14 protein-coding genes are annotated in these 15,787 nt (G+C 72.2%); 10 read left to right on the plus strand and 4 right to left on the minus strand.

The features are described 5' to 3' along the window. Positions 1-13 precede the first annotated feature (13 nt). The gene (locus V3T34_RS07140; protein WP_305078225.1) at positions 14-2,710 is read left to right on the plus strand and encodes a nitrate reductase; all 2,697 of its coding nucleotides are present in this window, start codon (positions 14-16) and stop codon (positions 2,708-2,710) included. A 54-nt stretch (positions 2,711-2,764) separates the two neighbouring features. Further along, a complete protein-coding gene (gene cysG, locus V3T34_RS07145; protein ID WP_331369137.1) occupies positions 2,765-4,222 on the plus strand; it encodes a siroheme synthase CysG in 1,458 nt (485 codons plus the stop codon). Between the two features lie 87 nt (positions 4,223-4,309). Here cysG and serA read toward each other — a convergent pair whose 3' ends face one another. Continuing rightward, entirely contained in the window at positions 4,310-5,557 is a 1,248-nt protein-coding gene (gene serA, locus V3T34_RS07150; protein WP_305078227.1) for a phosphoglycerate dehydrogenase, read from the minus strand. A gap of 375 nt (positions 5,558-5,932) precedes the next feature. Here serA and V3T34_RS07155 point away from each other — a divergent pair, with 375 nt between their 5' ends. After that, the gene (locus V3T34_RS07155) at positions 5,933-6,526 is read left to right on the plus strand and encodes an SCO family protein (RefSeq protein ID WP_305078228.1); all 594 of its coding nucleotides are present in this window, start codon (positions 5,933-5,935) and stop codon (positions 6,524-6,526) included. Here V3T34_RS07155 and V3T34_RS07160 read toward each other — a convergent pair. Then, positions 6,471-8,360 (minus strand): glycosyltransferase family 2 protein, encoded by a 1,890-nt coding sequence (locus tag V3T34_RS07160; protein ID WP_305078229.1) that lies wholly within the window; start codon positions 8,358-8,360, stop codon positions 6,471-6,473. The genes V3T34_RS07155 and V3T34_RS07160 overlap by 56 nt on opposite strands. Positions 8,361-8,500: 140 nt before the next feature. Between V3T34_RS07160 and V3T34_RS07165 the strand changes: the two genes are divergently transcribed. The 3 genes from V3T34_RS07165 to V3T34_RS07175 all read left to right on the plus strand — a co-directional run bounded on the left by V3T34_RS07165 (position 8,501) and on the right by V3T34_RS07175 (position 10,213). Then, complete coding sequence (locus V3T34_RS07165; protein ID WP_407942682.1) at positions 8,501-9,376, plus strand: transporter substrate-binding domain-containing protein; 876 nt, start codon at positions 8,501-8,503, stop codon at positions 9,374-9,376. Positions 9,377-9,486: 110 nt separating this feature from the next. Beyond that, on the plus strand, positions 9,487-9,711 hold the full coding sequence (locus V3T34_RS07170) for a type II toxin-antitoxin system RelE/ParE family toxin (protein WP_305078230.1): 225 nt from the start codon (positions 9,487-9,489) through the stop codon (positions 9,709-9,711). 184 nt (positions 9,712-9,895) lie between these two features. Next, positions 9,896-10,213, plus strand: a complete 318-nt coding sequence (locus tag V3T34_RS07175) for a HigA family addiction module antitoxin (RefSeq protein ID WP_305078231.1) — start codon at positions 9,896-9,898, stop codon at positions 10,211-10,213. 50 nt (positions 10,214-10,263) lie between these two features. Here the strand turns inward: V3T34_RS07175 and V3T34_RS07180 are convergent, their stop codons facing one another. Further along, positions 10,264-11,058, minus strand: coding sequence for an SDR family NAD(P)-dependent oxidoreductase (locus V3T34_RS07180; RefSeq protein WP_305078232.1), 795 nt, complete (start codon positions 11,056-11,058; stop codon positions 10,264-10,266). Positions 11,059-11,071: 13 nt separating this feature from the next. Continuing rightward, positions 11,072-11,854, minus strand: a complete 783-nt coding sequence (locus V3T34_RS07185) for an SDR family NAD(P)-dependent oxidoreductase (RefSeq protein WP_305078233.1) — start codon at positions 11,852-11,854, stop codon at positions 11,072-11,074. A gap of 305 nt (positions 11,855-12,159) precedes the next feature. On the opposite strand from V3T34_RS07185, the gene V3T34_RS07190 reads away from it, so the two are divergent. The 4 genes from V3T34_RS07190 to V3T34_RS07205 all read left to right on the plus strand — a co-directional run. Continuing rightward, positions 12,160-13,182 carry an LLM class flavin-dependent oxidoreductase gene (locus V3T34_RS07190; RefSeq protein ID WP_305078234.1) on the plus strand — a complete coding sequence of 341 codons (1,023 nt, stop codon included), beginning with the start codon at positions 12,160-12,162 and terminating at the stop codon, positions 13,180-13,182. 101 nt (positions 13,183-13,283) lie between these two features. Continuing rightward, entirely contained in the window at positions 13,284-14,984 is a 1,701-nt protein-coding gene (locus tag V3T34_RS07195) for a lysine--tRNA ligase (protein ID WP_305078235.1), read from the plus strand. Between the two features lie 142 nt (positions 14,985-15,126). Further along, entirely contained in the window at positions 15,127-15,513 is a 387-nt protein-coding gene (locus tag V3T34_RS07200) for a hypothetical protein (protein WP_091744873.1), read from the plus strand. A 147-nt stretch (positions 15,514-15,660) separates the two neighbouring features. After that, a partial coding sequence (locus tag V3T34_RS07205) for a GTP-binding protein (RefSeq protein ID WP_248312706.1) occupies positions 15,661-15,787 on the plus strand: 127 nt, incomplete at its 3' end.

The raw sequence follows: 15,787 nt of genomic DNA on the forward strand, positions 1-15,787 counted from the left end.
AAAGGCTCCCGCGATGAACCTGCACGTGCCGGCCCTCGCTCCCGAGGCCGCCCCCGTCCGCACCACCTGCCCGTATTGCGGCGTCGGCTGCGGCGTGCTCGCCCGGCCGGACGGGCAGGGGGGTGCGAGCGTCGCGGGCGATCCGCAGCATCCGGCGAATTTCGGCCGGTTGTGCTCGAAGGGCTCGGCGCTCGGGGAAACCCTCTCCCTCGACGACCGCGTGCTGCACCCGGAGATCGCCGGGCGGCGGGTGGCTTGGGACGAGGCGCTCGATGCCGTGGCGGAGGGATTCAGGCGGACGATCGCCGCGCATGGACCGGATTCGGTCGCGTTCTACCTCTCGGGCCAGCTGCTCACCGAGGACTATTACGTCGCCAACAAGCTGGCGAAGGGCTTCATCGGCACGCCGCACGTCGACACCAATTCGCGGCTGTGCATGTCGTCCTCGGTCGCGGCGCATCGCCGGGCCTTCGGCTCCGACACCGTGCCGGGCTGCTACGAGGACCTGGACGAGGCCGACCTCCTGGTGCTCGTCGGCTCCAACACCGCCTGGTGCCACCCGATCCTGTTTCGCCGCATGCTCGATGCGCGGGAGAAGCGCGGCACCAAGATCGTCGCCATCGACCCGCGCCAGACCCAGACCGGCGAGGAGGCCGACCTTTTCCTCGGCATCCGGCCCGGCACCGACACCGCCCTGTTCTCCGGCCTCCTGGTCCATCTCGCCGATCACGGCGCTCTCGATCCGCGCTACATCGCCGAGCACACCGCCGGCTTCGAGCCGGCCCTGGAGCGTGCCCGCCAGATCGCCCCGAGCATCGCGGCGACCGCCGCCGCGACCGGCCTGACCGAGGCCGAGGTCGAGACCTTCTTCACCCTGTTCCGCACCACGCCGCGGGTCGTCACCGCCACCTCGCAGGGGGTGAACCAGTCGGCCCAAGGGACCGACAAGGCCAACGCGATCATCAATTGCCACCTCGCCACCGGCCGCATCGGCCAGCCCGGCATGGGGCCGTTCTCGCTGACCGGCCAGCCCAACGCCATGGGCGGGCGCGAGGTCGGCGGGCTCGCCAACATGCTGGCGGCCCACATGCATTTCACGCCGGAAGAGGTCGATCTGGTGCGCCGGTTCTGGAACGCGCCGAACATCATCACCGGCGAGGGCATGAAGGCGGTGGCGCTGTTCGAGGCGATCGAGCGCGGCAAGATCAAGGCGCTCTGGGTGATGGGCACCAACCCCGCCGTCTCGATGCCCCGAGCCGACCGGGTGCGGGCGGCGCTGCAAAAGCTCGACACCTACGTCGTCTCCGAGGTGGTGGCGGATACCGATACGGTGCGGGCCCGCAACGCCATCGTCCTCCCGGCCCTCGCCTGGGGCGAGAAGGACGGCACGGTGACCAATTCCGAGCGCCGCATCTCGCGCCAGCGCGCCTTCCTGGCCACCCCCGGCGAGGCGAAGGCCGATTGGTGGATCATGGCGCAGGTGGCCAAGCGCCTCGGCCACGCCAAGGCGTTCGCCTGGGGCAACGCCGCCGCGGTGTTTCGCGAGCACGCCGCCCTCTCGGAGTTCGAGAATCGCGGCACCCGCGACTTCGATCTCGGCGGGCTGGCCGACATCACGGACGCCGCCTACGACGCGGCGGCGCCGGTGCAATGGCCCCTGACCCGTAAGGCCAAGGCGCCGCAGAGCCGCTTCTTCGCCCAGGGCGGCTTCTTCACCCGCGACCGCAAGGCCCGCTTCGTCGCGGTGCAGAAGCCGGCGCTGGCGCAAGGAACCAGCGACGCGCTGCCGCTCCGCCTCAACACCGGCCGGGTGCGCGACCACTGGCACACCCTGACCCGCACGGGGAAGAGCCCCCGCCTCTCGGCCCACCGGGCGGTGCCCTTCGTCGAGATCCATCCCGACGACGCAGGCGTTGCCGGCCTGACCGACGGCGACCTCGCGCGCGTGCGCACCGCCCACGGCGCGGCGGTGCTGGAGGTCATGGTGACGCCGGGCGCCCAGGCCGGCATGCTGTTTGCCCCGATGCACTGGAGCGAGGCCAACACCTCGGATGGCCGCGTCGGCGCGCTGGCACAGGGCGCGGTCGATCCCGTCTCGGGCCAGCCCGAGCTCAAGGCGACCCCGGCCTCGATCGCCCCCGAGCCCTACCGCTCCCGCGGCTACCTCATCACCCGCGACATGGTGGCGGCGCCCTACGGCTGGTGGTGGGCGCGGGCGAGCCTGGAGGGCGCGACCGGCCTGATCTTCGCCAGCCAGGACGGGGCGCCGGAGGCGAGCGCCCTGATGCGCGACCTCTTCCCCGGTGCGACGTTCAGCGAGTACGCCGACCCGGCCCGCGGCCGCTACCGCGCCGCCGCCTTCCGGGACGCGCGGCTCCTCGGCGTGCTGGCGCTCGCGCCCGCCTCGGAGCGCCCGACCTGGGACGCCGCCAAGGCGTTCTTCCGTACCCAGGAACTGCTGGAGCCCTCGGCCCGCCGGGCGCTGATCTCGGGGCGCGCCGAGAGCGCCGGCACCGGCCCGCTGGTCTGCGCCTGCCATACCGTCGGCCTCGATACGATCCGGGCGGCGATCAAGGGCGGGGCGCACGGGGTCGAGGCGGTCGGGGCGGCGTGCAAGGCCGGGACAAATTGCGGCTCGTGCATCCCCGAGATCCGCAAGCTGCTGGCCTCCGAACGCGCGGCCGGGGAACTTGCACCGGCTTCCGCATAGGCGCATCTGATGACTCAGGATTTCCCGAGACTGGTTGCAGAAGCTCACCCTCCCATGCGTACCCCCCGTGCTCCCCGCGAGACCCGCTCCCCGGGCCTCGAGCCCCTGGCCGTGCTGCCGGTCTTCGTGACGCTCACGGGCAAGCGCGCGGTGCTGGCCGGCGCCAACGGCGGCGCGGCCTGGAAGGTGAAGCTGCTCGCCGCCGCCGGCGCCCATGTCGACGTCTTCGCCCCCGAGCCGACCGAGGAGATGCGGGGCGCCCCCGCCGAGGCCGTCGCCGGCAAGGTGGTGCTGCACGCGCGCGACTGGTCGCCGGCCGATCTCGAAGGCGCCGCCTTCGCCATCGCGGCCTTCGAGGACGAGGGCGAGTGCGAATGCTTCGTCGGGGCGGCCCGCGCGGCGGGCGCCATCGTCAACGCCATCGACCGGCCGCATCTGTGCGACGTCTCGTTCGGCGCCATCGTCAACCGCTCGCCCCTCGTCGTCGGCATCTCGACCGAGGGCGCGGTCCCGGTCTTCGGCCAGACCGTGCGGGCCCGCATCGAGGCGATGCTGCCCGCGGGCTTCAAGGCCTGGGTGGCCGCCGCCCGCGACTGGCGCGCCGAGGTGAGCGCCCGGTACCACGTCTTCGGCGAGCGCCGCGCCTTCTGGGAGCGCTTCACCGACCTCGCCTTCGCCAACCCCGAGCGGGCGCCGGTCCGCGCCGACCTCGACGCGCTCATCGCCGAGAGCGATGCCGCGCCGACCGGCGGCAGCGTGGTCCTCGTCGGCGCGGGCCCGGGCGACGCCGAGCTCCTCACCCTCAAGGCCCTGCGGGCCCTGCGCAGCGCCGACGTGATCCTGTACGACGACCTCGTCGCCCCGGAGATCCTGGATTACGCGCGCCGCGAGGCCCGCACGATGCTGGTCGGCAAGACCGGCCACGGCCCGTCCTGCCGCCAGGACGACATCAACGCCCTGATGGTGTCGCTCGCCAAGGGCGGCAAGCGGGTGGTGCGGCTCAAGTCCGGCGATCCCCTGGTCTTCGGCCGGGCCGGCGAGGAGATCGATGCCTGCCGCGAGGCCGGCATCCCGGTCACGGTGGTGCCCGGCGTCACGGCGGCGCAAGGGGCGGCGGCCTCGCTCGGCATCTCGCTCACTCACCGCGACGCGGCGCGCCGCCTGCAATACGTCACCGGCCACGACCGCCGCGGCACGCTCCCGGACGACCTCAACTGGGCGGCGCTCGCCGACCCGACGGTCACCACGGTGATCTACATGCCCAAGCGCACCATGCGTGCACTCCTCGCCCAGGCTATCTCGGAGGGCCTGCCGCCCGCGACCCCCGCGCTGGTGGTCTTCAACGCCACCCGGCCCGACCAGGCGGTGGTGCAGGCCACGGCCCACGACCTCGCCGACCGCGTCGAGGCGGCGGGGCTGGAGGGGCCGGCGATCGTGATGGTGGGCGATGCGCTCGGCCGCGGCGAGCGCGAGGCGGTGGTGACCGAGGCGCTGGCCTCGGCCGCACACTAAAAGAAGACGCCCCGGCGGGCCGGGGCGTTGCGAACGGTGTCTCCGTGAGAGTGGCGCCCGGCCTTGCGGCCGAGCGCCGTCGTCGGTTCAGCGGCGCTCGTAGAGCAGCCGCGCCCGGATCGTGCCGTCGATGGCGCGCAGCTCCTCGAGCAGCGCCTCCGGGTCGACGTCGGTGGCGTCGGTCTCGACCACGACGTAACCGACCTCGCCGTCGGTCTGGTAGAACTGCGCCGCGATGTTGATCTGCTTGCGGGCGAAGGTGTCGTTGAGGCGTCCGAGCATGCCCGGCAGGTTGCGCTGGACGTGGATGAAGCGCAGGCCCGTCGGGCGGGCCGGCAGCTGCACCTGCGGAAAGTTCACCGCGCCGACCGTCGAGCCGATATCCGAGTAATCGACGAGCTTGCGCGCCACCTCGGCGCCGATGCGCTCCTGCGCCTCCTCGGTCGAGCCGCCGATATGCGGGGTCAGGATCACGTTCTCGAGACCCTGGAGCGGCGAGACGAAGCGGTCCTGGTTCGACTTCGGCTCGACCGGGAAGACGTCGACGGCCGCACCGCGCAGATGACCGTCCTTGAGCGCCGACGCCAGGGCGTCGAGGTCGACCACCGTACCGCGCGAGTTGTTGATCAGGTACGAGCCCGGCTTCATCGCCCGGATCTCGGCCTCGCCGATCATGTTGTGGGTCGAGGCGGTCTCGGGCACGTGCAGCGAGACCACGTCGCTCTGCGACAGCAGGGCGGTCAGGCTGTCGACCGGCTCGGTGTTGCCGTGGCGCAGGCGGTCGGTGAGGTCGTGGAAGATCACCCGCATGCCCATCGCCTCGGCGAGGTTCGAGAGCTGCGAGCCGATATTGCCGTAGCCGACGATGCCGAGCGTCTTGCCGCGGACCTCGAACGAGCCGTTGGCCGACTTGTCCCAGCCGCCGACATGGGCCGAGACCGAGCGCGGCACGATGCGGCGGAGCAGCATCACGATCTCGCCGATGACGAGCTCGGCCACCGAGCGGGTGTTGGAGAACGGCGCGTTGAAGACCGGGATGCCGCGCCGGCGCGCCGCCTCGAGATCGACCTGGTTGGTGCCGACCGAGAAGCAGCCCACCGCCATCAGCCGGTCGGCGGCCTCGAAGGCGGCCTCGTCGAGCTGGGTGCGCGAGCGGATGCCGACGATGTGGACGCCCTTGATCGCCTGGCGCAGGTCGGCCGGATCGAGAGCCTTGGCGAGCCGGGTCACCGTCACGTAGCCCGAGGCTTCGAGCAGCGCGACGGCGCTGTCGTTGATGCCTTCGAGCAGCAGGACGCGAATCTTGTCCTTGGGCAGCGAGAGTTTGTCGGCCATGGCGGTCTTCTTGGCAGGTCGTCTTGAAAACGGGGTCGGACACCGCGTCAGGCACGGCACCGCTGGGCGCGAGCGATAGGAGAGGCCGCGCCGCAACGCAACACGGGGGCCGGCCGCGGAGGGCTGCCCATACGCAGGGCAGTGCTGCGCCCATCGCGCGGGCATCCGCGCCGCGCCACCGCCGCGGGACGATTCCGTGGAAGGGAGCGCCCCGCGCCCGCTTTCTGCCCCAGGGCAACCCCGCGCCCGCTTTCTTCGCCGGCGAACTCGTGCCCGCTTTCTTCGCCGGGGCGACCCCGTGCCCCCTTGCCGCCGGGGGCGGGCGGTGCTCCACCGGCGCCGCCCGCCCCCGGCAAGCCAGGATGGAGACCGCCGATGCCCCTCACGCCCCGGATGCGCAGCGCCGCGATCCCGCTCCTCGTCTTCGCCCTCGGCCTCGCGGTGCTGGGGCTCGCCGCCAGCATGATGCTCGGCCGCCCGGCGACCGGCACCAGCACGGTCGGCGGGCCGTTCACCCTGGTGAACCAGGACGGTCGCACCGTCACCGACCGCGACTTTTCCGGCACGCCGCACTTGGTGTTCTTCGGCTTCACCCACTGCCCGGACATCTGCCCGACCACCCTGCAGCAGATCTCCGACGTGCTGGTGGCGCTCGGCCCCAAGGGCCGCGACGTGAAGGCCTTGTTCGTCAGCGTCGACCCCGAGCGCGACACGCCCGCGGCGCTCAAGGAGTACCTGTCGAGCTTCGATCCCCGCATCGTCGGGCTGACCGGCTCGCCCGAGGCGGTCGCCGCCACCGTCAAGGCCTACCGCGCCTACAGCCGCAAAGTGCCGCTCAAGGAAGGCGACTACACCATGGAGCACACCGCACTCGTCTACATCATGGACGGACGCGGCCACTTCGTCGGCTCGCTCAACCTGATGCGCCCGGCCGCGGACGCCGCCGCCGAGGTGGCGCGCCAGCTCTGAGCCTGTCGCGCCGCATCGCCCCGGTGCGGGAGGTGGCGGCGCGCCCGTGCGTGGTCTTGTTCCAGCGGTAGGGCGCGAGCAGCAGCTCGACGAGGCCGAGCCACGCGGCGAGGCTGACGAAGAGGTAGTAGACCGGCAGGGCGAGCGCCCAGGGGGCGAGGCACCACCAGCCCCGCCGCCGGCAACCGGCGAGCGCCGGCAGCCACATCGCCCCAAGGCCGGCGAGGAACACCGTGACGCCCGTGGCGGTGAGAAGATTGGCGAGGAAGTCGGGGGCGTCCGGCAGCGGGTCGGCGGTCAGGGCCCAGGCCGCCAGCGCGATTCCGAACGGGTAGGCCAGCGCCGAGATCACCGTGCCGGGCACCATCGCCACCGCGCAGAGCAGGCCGAGGGGGCCGAGGCGGCGCCACGCCCGGACCGGGTGCCGGCTGTGGGTGATCGCGGTCTGGACGAAGCCTTTCATCCAGCGCACGCGCTGGCGCAGCCAGGGATGCAGGTGGGCGGGCGCCTCCTCCAGGGTCGAGAGCGGCAGATCGCCGACCCGGTAGCCGGCGAGCGCCAGCCGCAGGCCGAGATCGGCATCCTCGGTGACGTTCCAGGCGTCCCAGCCATGGACCTCGCGCAGCACCCGGGTGCGGAAGTGGGTGGTCGTGCCGCCGAGCGGCACCGGCAGGTGCGCGGCGCTCAGCAGCGGCAGCACCACGTCGAACAGCGCCGAATATTCGAGCGTGAAGCAGCGCGTGAGCCAGGAATCGTCGGTGTTGTCGATCACCAGCCGCCCCTGCAGGCAGGCGAGCCGCGCCGGGCCGGCCCGGAACAGGGCGGCGGCGGCCCGGAGCTGGCCGGGATCGGGCACGTCCTCGGCGTCGTAGACCACGAGGTGCTCGCCGCGGGCGAGCGGCAGGGCGACGTTGAGGGCCCGCGGCTTGGTGCGCGGCAGGCCCGGCGGTGCCGTCACGATCTCGAACCGCGCCGGCAGCGGACGGGCAGAGAGCGCCGCCGCGGTGGCCGCATCGTCGGCCTCGATCACGAACTTGAGGTCGAGCTTGGAGACCGGGTAGTCGAGCCGTTCCAGGGCCTTGACGAGGCGCGGCACCACCTCGGCCTCGCGGTAGAGCGCCACCAGCACGGTGTAGACCGGCAGTTCCGCGTCCGGCACCCGGCCGGGAGCGGGCGGCGGGTCGGGCACGAGGAGGGGGGCGGCGAGGCGGAAGACGATCACCGCCAGCACCGTGAGGTTGAGGAGCGACAGGATCGCGAGCTGGATCCAGGGCGCCGCGTCGAGGAGGAGCAGGGACGCGGCGCCCGCGAGCATCAGGGCCAGGATCTGCCCCGGATGCAGCCCCGGGCGGTAGGCCCAGTCGGGCGCGCGCACCTCCAGCGCCTCCGCGGCCCGGGCCGCGGCGCGGGGGCCGGCGGTGGCGAGCACCGCGGCGGCGAGCGCCGCCGGCGTCGTGAACACCGCGCTCGGCGGCACGCCGGCGGCCAGCAGGGCGGCTACGGCACCGGGGGGCGGCGCGAGCAGCCACTCCCCGCCGGCCCCGCGCGTCGCGCCCTGGCGGACATCCTCGGGAAACCGCGCCCCGGGGTCGAGGACGAGCCCGGCGCCGCGGAACGGCCGCCCGAGCGCCCGGGCGAGGGCGGCGTAGTAGGCTGCCTCGCTCATCAGGCCGGCGCGCAGCAGGGCCGCGACCGGCTCCGTGCCCTCCCGCCGCGCGAGCACGGCCGCCTCCCGGACGACCGCGAGGTCGACCCCCTGGCCGAGCAGGAAGGCCAGCTCGCCCGGCAGGACGATGGCGGTGGCGCCGTGGGGAGACCGGACCTCGACGAACATGACGGGCTCCGAACCTGCTGACCCCGAACTTGCGGACTCCCCCCGGCGGAGGTTCGTGGTATCGGGAGCCTATGGCTCGTCCCGCATCCGCAACAGCGCCCCGCCGCCCGACCGGCGGTTTTTTCGCAATCGTTGCGCGTATGCCGCAGCGTCACCGTCGCGGCCAAGTGGCAGATCTGTCGGCAGCTCTGCTGGCGGCGCTGCTCGCGGCGCTTCTGTCGCTCGCCGCGGGTCCGGCGCTGGCGGCCGAGCCGGTGACGATCCCGAACTTCTGGAATCCCCGTGCCCGGCTGGAGCGGCCCGATCCGCCGCAGGCCACCCGGCCGATCCGGTTCCTCACCGACGACGAATACCCGCCGCTGCACTTCGCTGGGCCGGACGGCAGCCCGACCGGGTTTTCGGTCGAGCTCGCCCGGGCGGCCTGCGAGAAGCTCGGCCTGACCTGCACCGTGCAGGCGCGCCGTTTCGACACGCTGCTCGACGCGCTCCAGGCCAACCAGGGCGACGTGGTGGCGGCCGCGATCCCGCTCACCGCCTCGCTCCGGAGCGGCCACCAGGTGACCCGGCCCTATTTCCGCTGGCCCGCCCGCTTCGTCGTGCGCGGCGACAAGGGCCTGCCCGCGCCCGACCCGAAGGGGCTCGCCGAGCACCCGGTCGGCGTGGTCTCGGGCACCGCGCACGAGGCGTATCTGCGCACCTTCTTCAAGGTCACCCCGAAGACCTATCCCGATCTCGGCACCGCCGAGGCCGCGTTGCGCCGGGGCGAGGTCGACTACCTGTTCGGCGACGGGCTGGCGCTGGCGCTCTGGATCGGTGGCACGGATGCGGCGGGGTGCTGCGCCTTCGCGGGCGGCGACTACCTGGAGAACCGCTATTTCGGCGAGGGCATCGGCTTCGTCACCCGCAAGGAGGACGAGGCGCTGGCTCGCGCCCTGGACGACGCGCTCCAGCGCCTGTGGGACGAGGGCAAGTACGCCGAGCTGTACCTGCGGTTCTTTCCGGTGAGCCCGTTCTGAACGCATCCGCTCGGACCACGGGCGTGAATTCGCCCCGTTTCCCGAGCCCGCGTGCTTCACCTCAATGTATCATCGTTTGATACTGATGCCCGGCCGAGGGCGGGAATCTTGTGGCGATCCAGAGCTTCGCGGACGAACGGACCGAGGCGGTGTTCCGGGGGAGGGCACCGAAGGGACTTCCGGCCATGATCGTCGGCACGGCGCACCGGAAGCTGAAGATGCTCGACCCCGCCCGGATACTCGACGATCTCAAGCAGCCTCCGGGCAACCAGAGCATTTTCCGACGAAGTGGAAACCGATTCGTCGCAGAAAAATCCGACAAAACAATGACTTAGAGAGCTTCGCGATTGCGGCGCGATCGTGAAGTGCTCTAGTTGCATCCGCTCGAGCGGGACCGGCTCGGTCAGCACGCGATCTGGACAAACAGCCAATACCGGCTCTGCTTCCGTTGGACGGAGGCCGGATCGGACCGTGTGGAGATCGTTGATTACCATTGACCCCGGGCCCGAGGAGGCCGGCATGACCATCGAGTTCGAGACCGACACGGTTCTCCCGCCGATGCATCCGGGAGAGGTCCTGCGCGAGGAGTTCCTGGTTCCGCTCGGGCTGTCGGCCGGTGTGGTCGCCAAGGCCTGCGGCGTGCCTCGCACCCGCATCGAGCGGATCGCCGGGGAGGAGGTCGGCATCTCGACCGACACCGCCTTGCGCCTCGGCCGCTATTTCGGGACGACGCCGGATTTCTGGCTCAACCTGCAGCGGCAATTCGAGCTCGAAGCGGTCGGTCGCGAGATCGGTGACGAGATCGCCCGGATCACGCCCCTGGACCGGGCCGCCTGAGAGAGCGCCGCCTTCAGGGACGCCGCAGACGCGACGGAGACGGCCGGCGCTCAGCCCCGTGGCGCCCGCGGCACGAACGGATGGGTGCTCGACAGCCCGCCATCGACCGCGAGCGCCTGCCCGTTGACGTAGGCTGCCTCGTCGCTCGCCAGGAATACGGCGGCGGACGCGACCTCCTCGGGCAGGCCCGCCCGGCGCAGCGGGTTGAGCTGGCCGATGCGGTCCTGCTTCCCCTTCGCCCGCGCCGCGGCGAACAGGCCCGCCGTCATGCCGGTCTCGATCAGGCCGGGACAGACGGCGTTGATCCTCAGACCCGTCCCCGCGAAGGCGTCGGCGGCGGTCTGGACCAGGCTGATCACCCCGGCCTTGCTGGCGCTGTAGGCCGCGCCCGCCGCGTTGGCGCGAAGCCCGGCGACGGAGGCGGTGCAGACGATCGCCCCGCCGCCATGGCGCAGCAGCAGGGGCCCGCCGTGCTTGATCGCCAGGAAGGCGCCGATCAGGTTGATCCGCAGCACCTCCTCCCATTGCTCGACGCTCTGCTCGGTGAACGGCACCGTGCCGCCGCCGATCCCGGCATTGGCGTGGATCGCGTCGAGCCGGCCGAAGGTCCGCTCGGCCGCCGCCAGGCACCCGGTCACGTCGGCCTCGCGGCCGGCATCCGCCACGAGCGCGAGCGCCCGGCCGCCCTCCGCGGCGATCAGCGCGGCGCTCTCCTCGGCCCCGGCGGCGTCCCGGTCGACGACCGCGACCGCCGCGCCCTCGCGGGCGAACAGCAGGGCGGAGGCGCGGCCGATGCCGCTGCCCGCGCCGGTGACGAGAACCGCCCTGTCGGTGAAGCGTGCCATCGTGCGAGCCCCGTCACGCCACCGTGTAGCCGCCGTCGATCACCACCACTTGGCCGGTCTGGTAGGACGACGCCCCGCTCATCAGGTAGACGGCGATGCCGCCGAAATCCTCCGGCCGGCCGAAACGGCGGGCGGGGATGCGCGGCAGGTTGAAGCTCACGAACTTCTCGTTCGCCATCAGCCCCGCCGTCATGTCGCTCTCGATCCAGCCCGGCAGGATCGCGTTGGCGGTGACGCCGTAGCGGGCGAGTTCGACGGCGAGCGCCCGCACCATCGCGTTGAGCGCGCCCTTGGTGGCGCCGTAATGCTCGTTGCGCGCCGCCCCCAGCAGCGAGGCGACGCTCGACGTCGCGACGAGGCGCCCGAAGGCGTCGCCCGCGCCGGCGCGCTCGGCCATGTGGCGGGCCGCGACCTGGAAGCTCGCCACCACCCCGTCGAGGTTGACCGCGAAGGTCTGCCGCCACTCCGCCGCGTCCCGTTCCAGGAACGAGCGCCGCCCGCCCCCGGCGACCCCCGCATTGGCGAACATCCCGTCGACCCGGCCGAAGCGCGCGAGCGTCGCGTCGAAGGCGCGCTGCACCGCGTCCGGGTCGGCGACGTCGCAGGTCTCGGCCGCCACCGGCGCACCCGCGAGGGCGAGACGTTCGAGCGCCCGCCGGTTCTTCTCCGCATCGCGGCCCCAGATCGAGACCGCGCAGCCGGCGCTGGCCAGGGCCTCCGCCATGCCGAGCCCGATGCCGCCATTGCCGCCGGTAACCACCGCCACCCGGCCGGTGAGATCGAACAAGCCCGCCATGATTCCTCCCCGGATCGCCGCTCGTCTCGTTGCCGGTTCTTGGCCGGCGCGAGCGCGGGCGTCAGCATCGGGGAATCGTTCGGGGCGGGCAAGATCCGGTTTCGAACGGCCGGGATGGGCACTGTCGCTCAGGCATTCCGTCGGTCGGAACAGGCGGTATGGCGGCGCCTCTCGCAGATAGATGACGGCTGCCCACGCAACCCCTGCATGTCACGCATCGGCCCGGGGCGCTTGTATCCGCCGCCCCCAGGCCAAATCTTGGGGCCCAGTAGGGGACATGCACTCACAACCTCCGGGACCCGCCGATGCCGCCACTCTCCGTCCTCGATCTCGCGCCGATTCCGCAGGGTGCCTCGCCGGGTGATGCGCTGCGCAACACCCTCGACCTGGCGCAAGCCGCCGACCGGTGGGGCTTCACCCGCTACTGGGTGGCCGAGCACCACAACATGACCGGCATCGCCAGCGCGGCGACCTCGGTGGTGGTGGGCTACATCGCCGGGGGCACGCACCGCATCCGGGTCGGGGCCGGCGGCATCATGCTGCCGAACCACTCGCCGATGGTGATCGCCGAGCAATTCGGCACGCTGGCCGAGCTCTATCCGGGCCGGATCGACCTCGGCCTCGGGCGCGCGCCCGGCACCGACCAGCGCACCCTGCGGGCGCTTCGCCGCGATCCCGCCGCCTCCGACCACTTCCCGCAGGACGTCCTGGAGCTTCAGACGCTGCTCGGGCCGCTCGATGCCGGCCGCGTCATCCAGGCGGTGCCGGGCACGGGCACCAACGTGCCGCTGTGGATCCTCGGCTCCAGCCTGTTCGGGGCGCAGCTCGCGGCGATGCTGGGCCTGCCCTACGCCTTCGCGTCGCATTTCGCGCCCGACGCCCTGATGCAGGCGCTCGAGGTCTACCGCGCCCGCTTCGAACCGTCGGCGCAGCTGGCGAAGCCCCACGCCATGGTCGGCGTCAACGTCATTGCGGCGGAGACCGACGGCGAGGCGCGACGCCTCTTCACCTCGGCCCAGCAGGCCTTCACCAACATCTTCCGCGGCACCCGCGGCCAGCTGCCGCCGCCGATCGACGACATCGAGACCTACTGGTCGGGCCACGAGAAGGTGCAGGCGGCCGGGATGCTCGCCTGCTCGGTGGTCGGCTCGCCCGACACCGTAAAGCGCGGCCTCGACGCGATCGCGGCCCGTACGCAGGCCGACGAACTGATGGTGGCGGCCGCGATCTACGACCACCGGGCGCGCCTGCGCTCCTACGAGATCCTGGCCGACATCATGGCCGGGGCGCGAACGGAAGCGGCGTCGCGCGAACCCGTCCCCGCGTAAGACGATCGCATCGCGTTGACCCCCGGGAGCGCGGCCCATAGGGTGCCGGGCTCCCTTCAACGCTCACCGGAAGGCCGCGTCCGGCGCGGCCTCGACAGGCAATGTCCGCATACAGCATCGATCCCGCCCTGGCGGAGGCCGCCGCCTCCGCGTCCGCCTGGCCCTTCGAGGAGGCGCGCAAGCTCGTCGCCCGGCTGGAACGGACGGGCAAAGGCGAGGTGCTGTTCGAGACCGGCTACGGCCCCTCGGGCCTGCCGCATATCGGCACCTTCGGCGAGGTCGCCCGCACCTCGATGGTGCGCCACGCCTTCCGGACGCTGACCAACGACAGCGTGCCGACCCGCCTCGTCGCCTTCTCGGACGACATGGACGGCCTGCGCAAGGTGCCGGAAAACGTGCCGAACAAGGCGCTGCTCGCGGAGAACCTCAACAAGCCTCTGACCGCGGTGCCGGACCCGTTCGGCACTCACGACAGCTTCGGCGCCCACAACAACGCCGAGTTGCGCCGCTTCCTCGACAAGTTCGGCTTCGAGTACGAGTTCCTGTCGGCGACCGAGTGCTACCGCGCGGGCCGCTTCGACGCGACGCTGCTGCGGGTGCTGGAGCGCTACGACGCCGTGATGGCGGTGATGCTGCCGTCGCTGCGCGCCGAGCGTTCGGCCTCGTACTCGCCGTTCCTGCCGCTGCACCCGGTCACCGGGCACGTGATGCAGGTGCCGATCGACGAGGTGAAGGTCTCGTCCGGCACCATCGTGTGGCGCGACCCCGCGACCGGCGAGGCCTACGAGACCCCGGTTACCGGCGGCCACGCCAAGCTGCAGTGGAAGCCCGACTGGGCGATGCGCTGGGTCGCGCTCGGCGTCGACTACGAGATGGCCGGCAAGGACCTGATCGATTCGGTCAAGCTATCGGGGCAGATCGCCCGCGTGCTCGGCGCCGAGCCGCCCGAGGGCTTCAACTACGAACTCTTCCTCGACGAGAAGGGCCAGAAGATCTCGAAGTCGAAGGGCAATGGGCTCACCATCGACGAGTGGCTGGCCTACGGCACGCCCGAGAGCCTCGCCTTGTTCATGTACAATAAGCCGCGCGAGGCCAAGCGCCTGCACTTCGACGTCATCCCGCGTCACGTCGACGACTACCTGTCGTTCCTGGAGAAGTTTCCCGGCCAGGAACCGAAGCTGAAGCTCGGCAACCCGACCTGGCACCTCCATGCCGGTACCCCGCCCGAACCGGAGCGGGTCGGCGAGGGCGGGGCGCTGCCCTTCGCGATGCTCCTGAACCTCGTGGCGGTCGCCAACACCGAGGACCCGGCGGTCTTGTGGGGCTTCATCCGCCGCTACGCGCCCGAGGCCTCGCCCGAGACGCATCCGCGCCTCGACCGGCTGGTGCACCACGCGGTGCGCTACTTCCGCGACTTCGTGCGCCCGGAGAAGACCTACCGGACGCCGAGCGCCGAGGAGGCGGCGGCGCTCGCCGACCTGTCGGAGACGCTGGCGGCGCAGGCCGGCTCCACCGACCCGGAGGCCCTGCAGGCCGCGGTCTACGAGGTCGGCCGGCGCCACTTCCCGGACCTGTCGGGCAAGTCGAAGAGCCCGGACGGGCGCCCGGGCGTGTCGCAGACCTGGTTCACGACGCTCTACGGCATCCTGCTCGGCGAGGCGCGGGGCCCGCGCTTCGGCTCGTTCGTCGCGCTCTACGGCGTCGAGGAGACCCGCGCGCTCATCGCCCGCGCCCTGTCGGGGGCGCTCGCCGAGGAGCACGCCGCGTTCCTCGAAAGCCGCGACACGCCGCAGGCGGCCTGACGGACAGGCTCCCACGAGCCCCGCTCGAAAGGGCGGGGCTCGCCCTGCGGCGTTGTCCCCATCCCTCCACCGCTTTACCTTGGCAGCAGGGAATCAGTGGTGGTATGGAACGTAACAGGAACAAACGCCCCGGGACACCGTCATGCGCGCCGTGATGCCGCTGCTGCTCGTCGCCCTGTCGGGACCGATCCACGTCACCGCGAGCCACGCCTTCGACGGGGCGCGGCCGAACCGGGAGGCGGCGGCGATCGCGCGGCTGAAGGGCTGCCTCGCCCGGGAATCCGCGGCCGCGCGGGTTCGTCGCGAGACGCCGGAGCACTTCGCCGTGCGGGCGCAGCACATCTGCCTGCCGGCCAAGCGCGATGCCGCGCGGGCGAAGGCCGTGGCCCTGGTGGCGGCGGGCTTCACCGAGGCCCCCGACCTCGTCGGCGCCGTCGAGCAGCTGCTATCCGACCACGAGCGCGACACGGCGGAGGCCTATGCGCGCAGCGTCGGCCGCCGGCGCGTGGCGGGCGGCGCCGAGCCGTGAGCCGCGACGCATGGCTGGGACCGTACCGACCGTCGCGCAGGCCTCCGGGCGCATGCGCGCACTTGATCAACCGGCGCTAACCCTCTAAGCGGGCCGCGCCTTCCGCCCGGCTGGACGTCGTGGGCGGGCTTGCCGCAGGTGATGGATATGGCCAAGGAAAAGTTTTCGCGGACGAAGCCGCACTGCAACATCGGCACCATCGGTCACGTTGACCATGGCAAGACCTCGCTGACCGCGGCGATCACCAAGGTGCTGGCCGAGTCCGGTGGCGCGA

The organism is Methylobacterium ajmalii (assembly GCF_036448855.1).
In the GTDB taxonomy this organism is placed as follows: domain Bacteria; phylum Pseudomonadota; class Alphaproteobacteria; order Rhizobiales; family Beijerinckiaceae; genus Methylobacterium; species Methylobacterium ajmalii.

Coding starts and splice junctions, on each gene's coding strand:
- V3T34_RS07165 (WP_407942682.1), top strand. CDS start 8,501: ATGCCGCAGCGTCACCGTCGCGGCCAAGTGGCAGATCTGTCGGCAGCT.
- V3T34_RS07140 (WP_305078225.1), top strand. CDS start 14: ATGAACCTGCACGTGCCGGCCCTCGCTCCCGAGGCCGCCCCCGTCCGC.
- V3T34_RS07195 (WP_305078235.1), top strand. CDS start 13,284: ATGTCCGCATACAGCATCGATCCCGCCCTGGCGGAGGCCGCCGCCTCC.
- V3T34_RS07185 (WP_305078233.1), bottom strand. CDS start 11,854: ATGGCGGGCTTGTTCGATCTCACCGGCCGGGTGGCGGTGGTTACCGGC.
- V3T34_RS07180 (WP_305078232.1), bottom strand. CDS start 11,058: ATGGCACGCTTCACCGACAGGGCGGTTCTCGTCACCGGCGCGGGCAGC.
- V3T34_RS07175 (WP_305078231.1), top strand. CDS start 9,896: ATGACCATCGAGTTCGAGACCGACACGGTTCTCCCGCCGATGCATCCG.
- V3T34_RS07200 (WP_091744873.1), top strand. CDS start 15,127: ATGCGCGCCGTGATGCCGCTGCTGCTCGTCGCCCTGTCGGGACCGATC.
- V3T34_RS07155 (WP_305078228.1), top strand. CDS start 5,933: ATGCCCCTCACGCCCCGGATGCGCAGCGCCGCGATCCCGCTCCTCGTC.
- serA (WP_305078227.1), bottom strand. CDS start 5,557: ATGGCCGACAAACTCTCGCTGCCCAAGGACAAGATTCGCGTCCTGCTG.
- cysG (WP_331369137.1), top strand. CDS start 2,765: ATGCGTACCCCCCGTGCTCCCCGCGAGACCCGCTCCCCGGGCCTCGAG.
- V3T34_RS07160 (WP_305078229.1), bottom strand. CDS start 8,360: ATGTTCGTCGAGGTCCGGTCTCCCCACGGCGCCACCGCCATCGTCCTG.
- V3T34_RS07190 (WP_305078234.1), top strand. CDS start 12,160: ATGCCGCCACTCTCCGTCCTCGATCTCGCGCCGATTCCGCAGGGTGCC.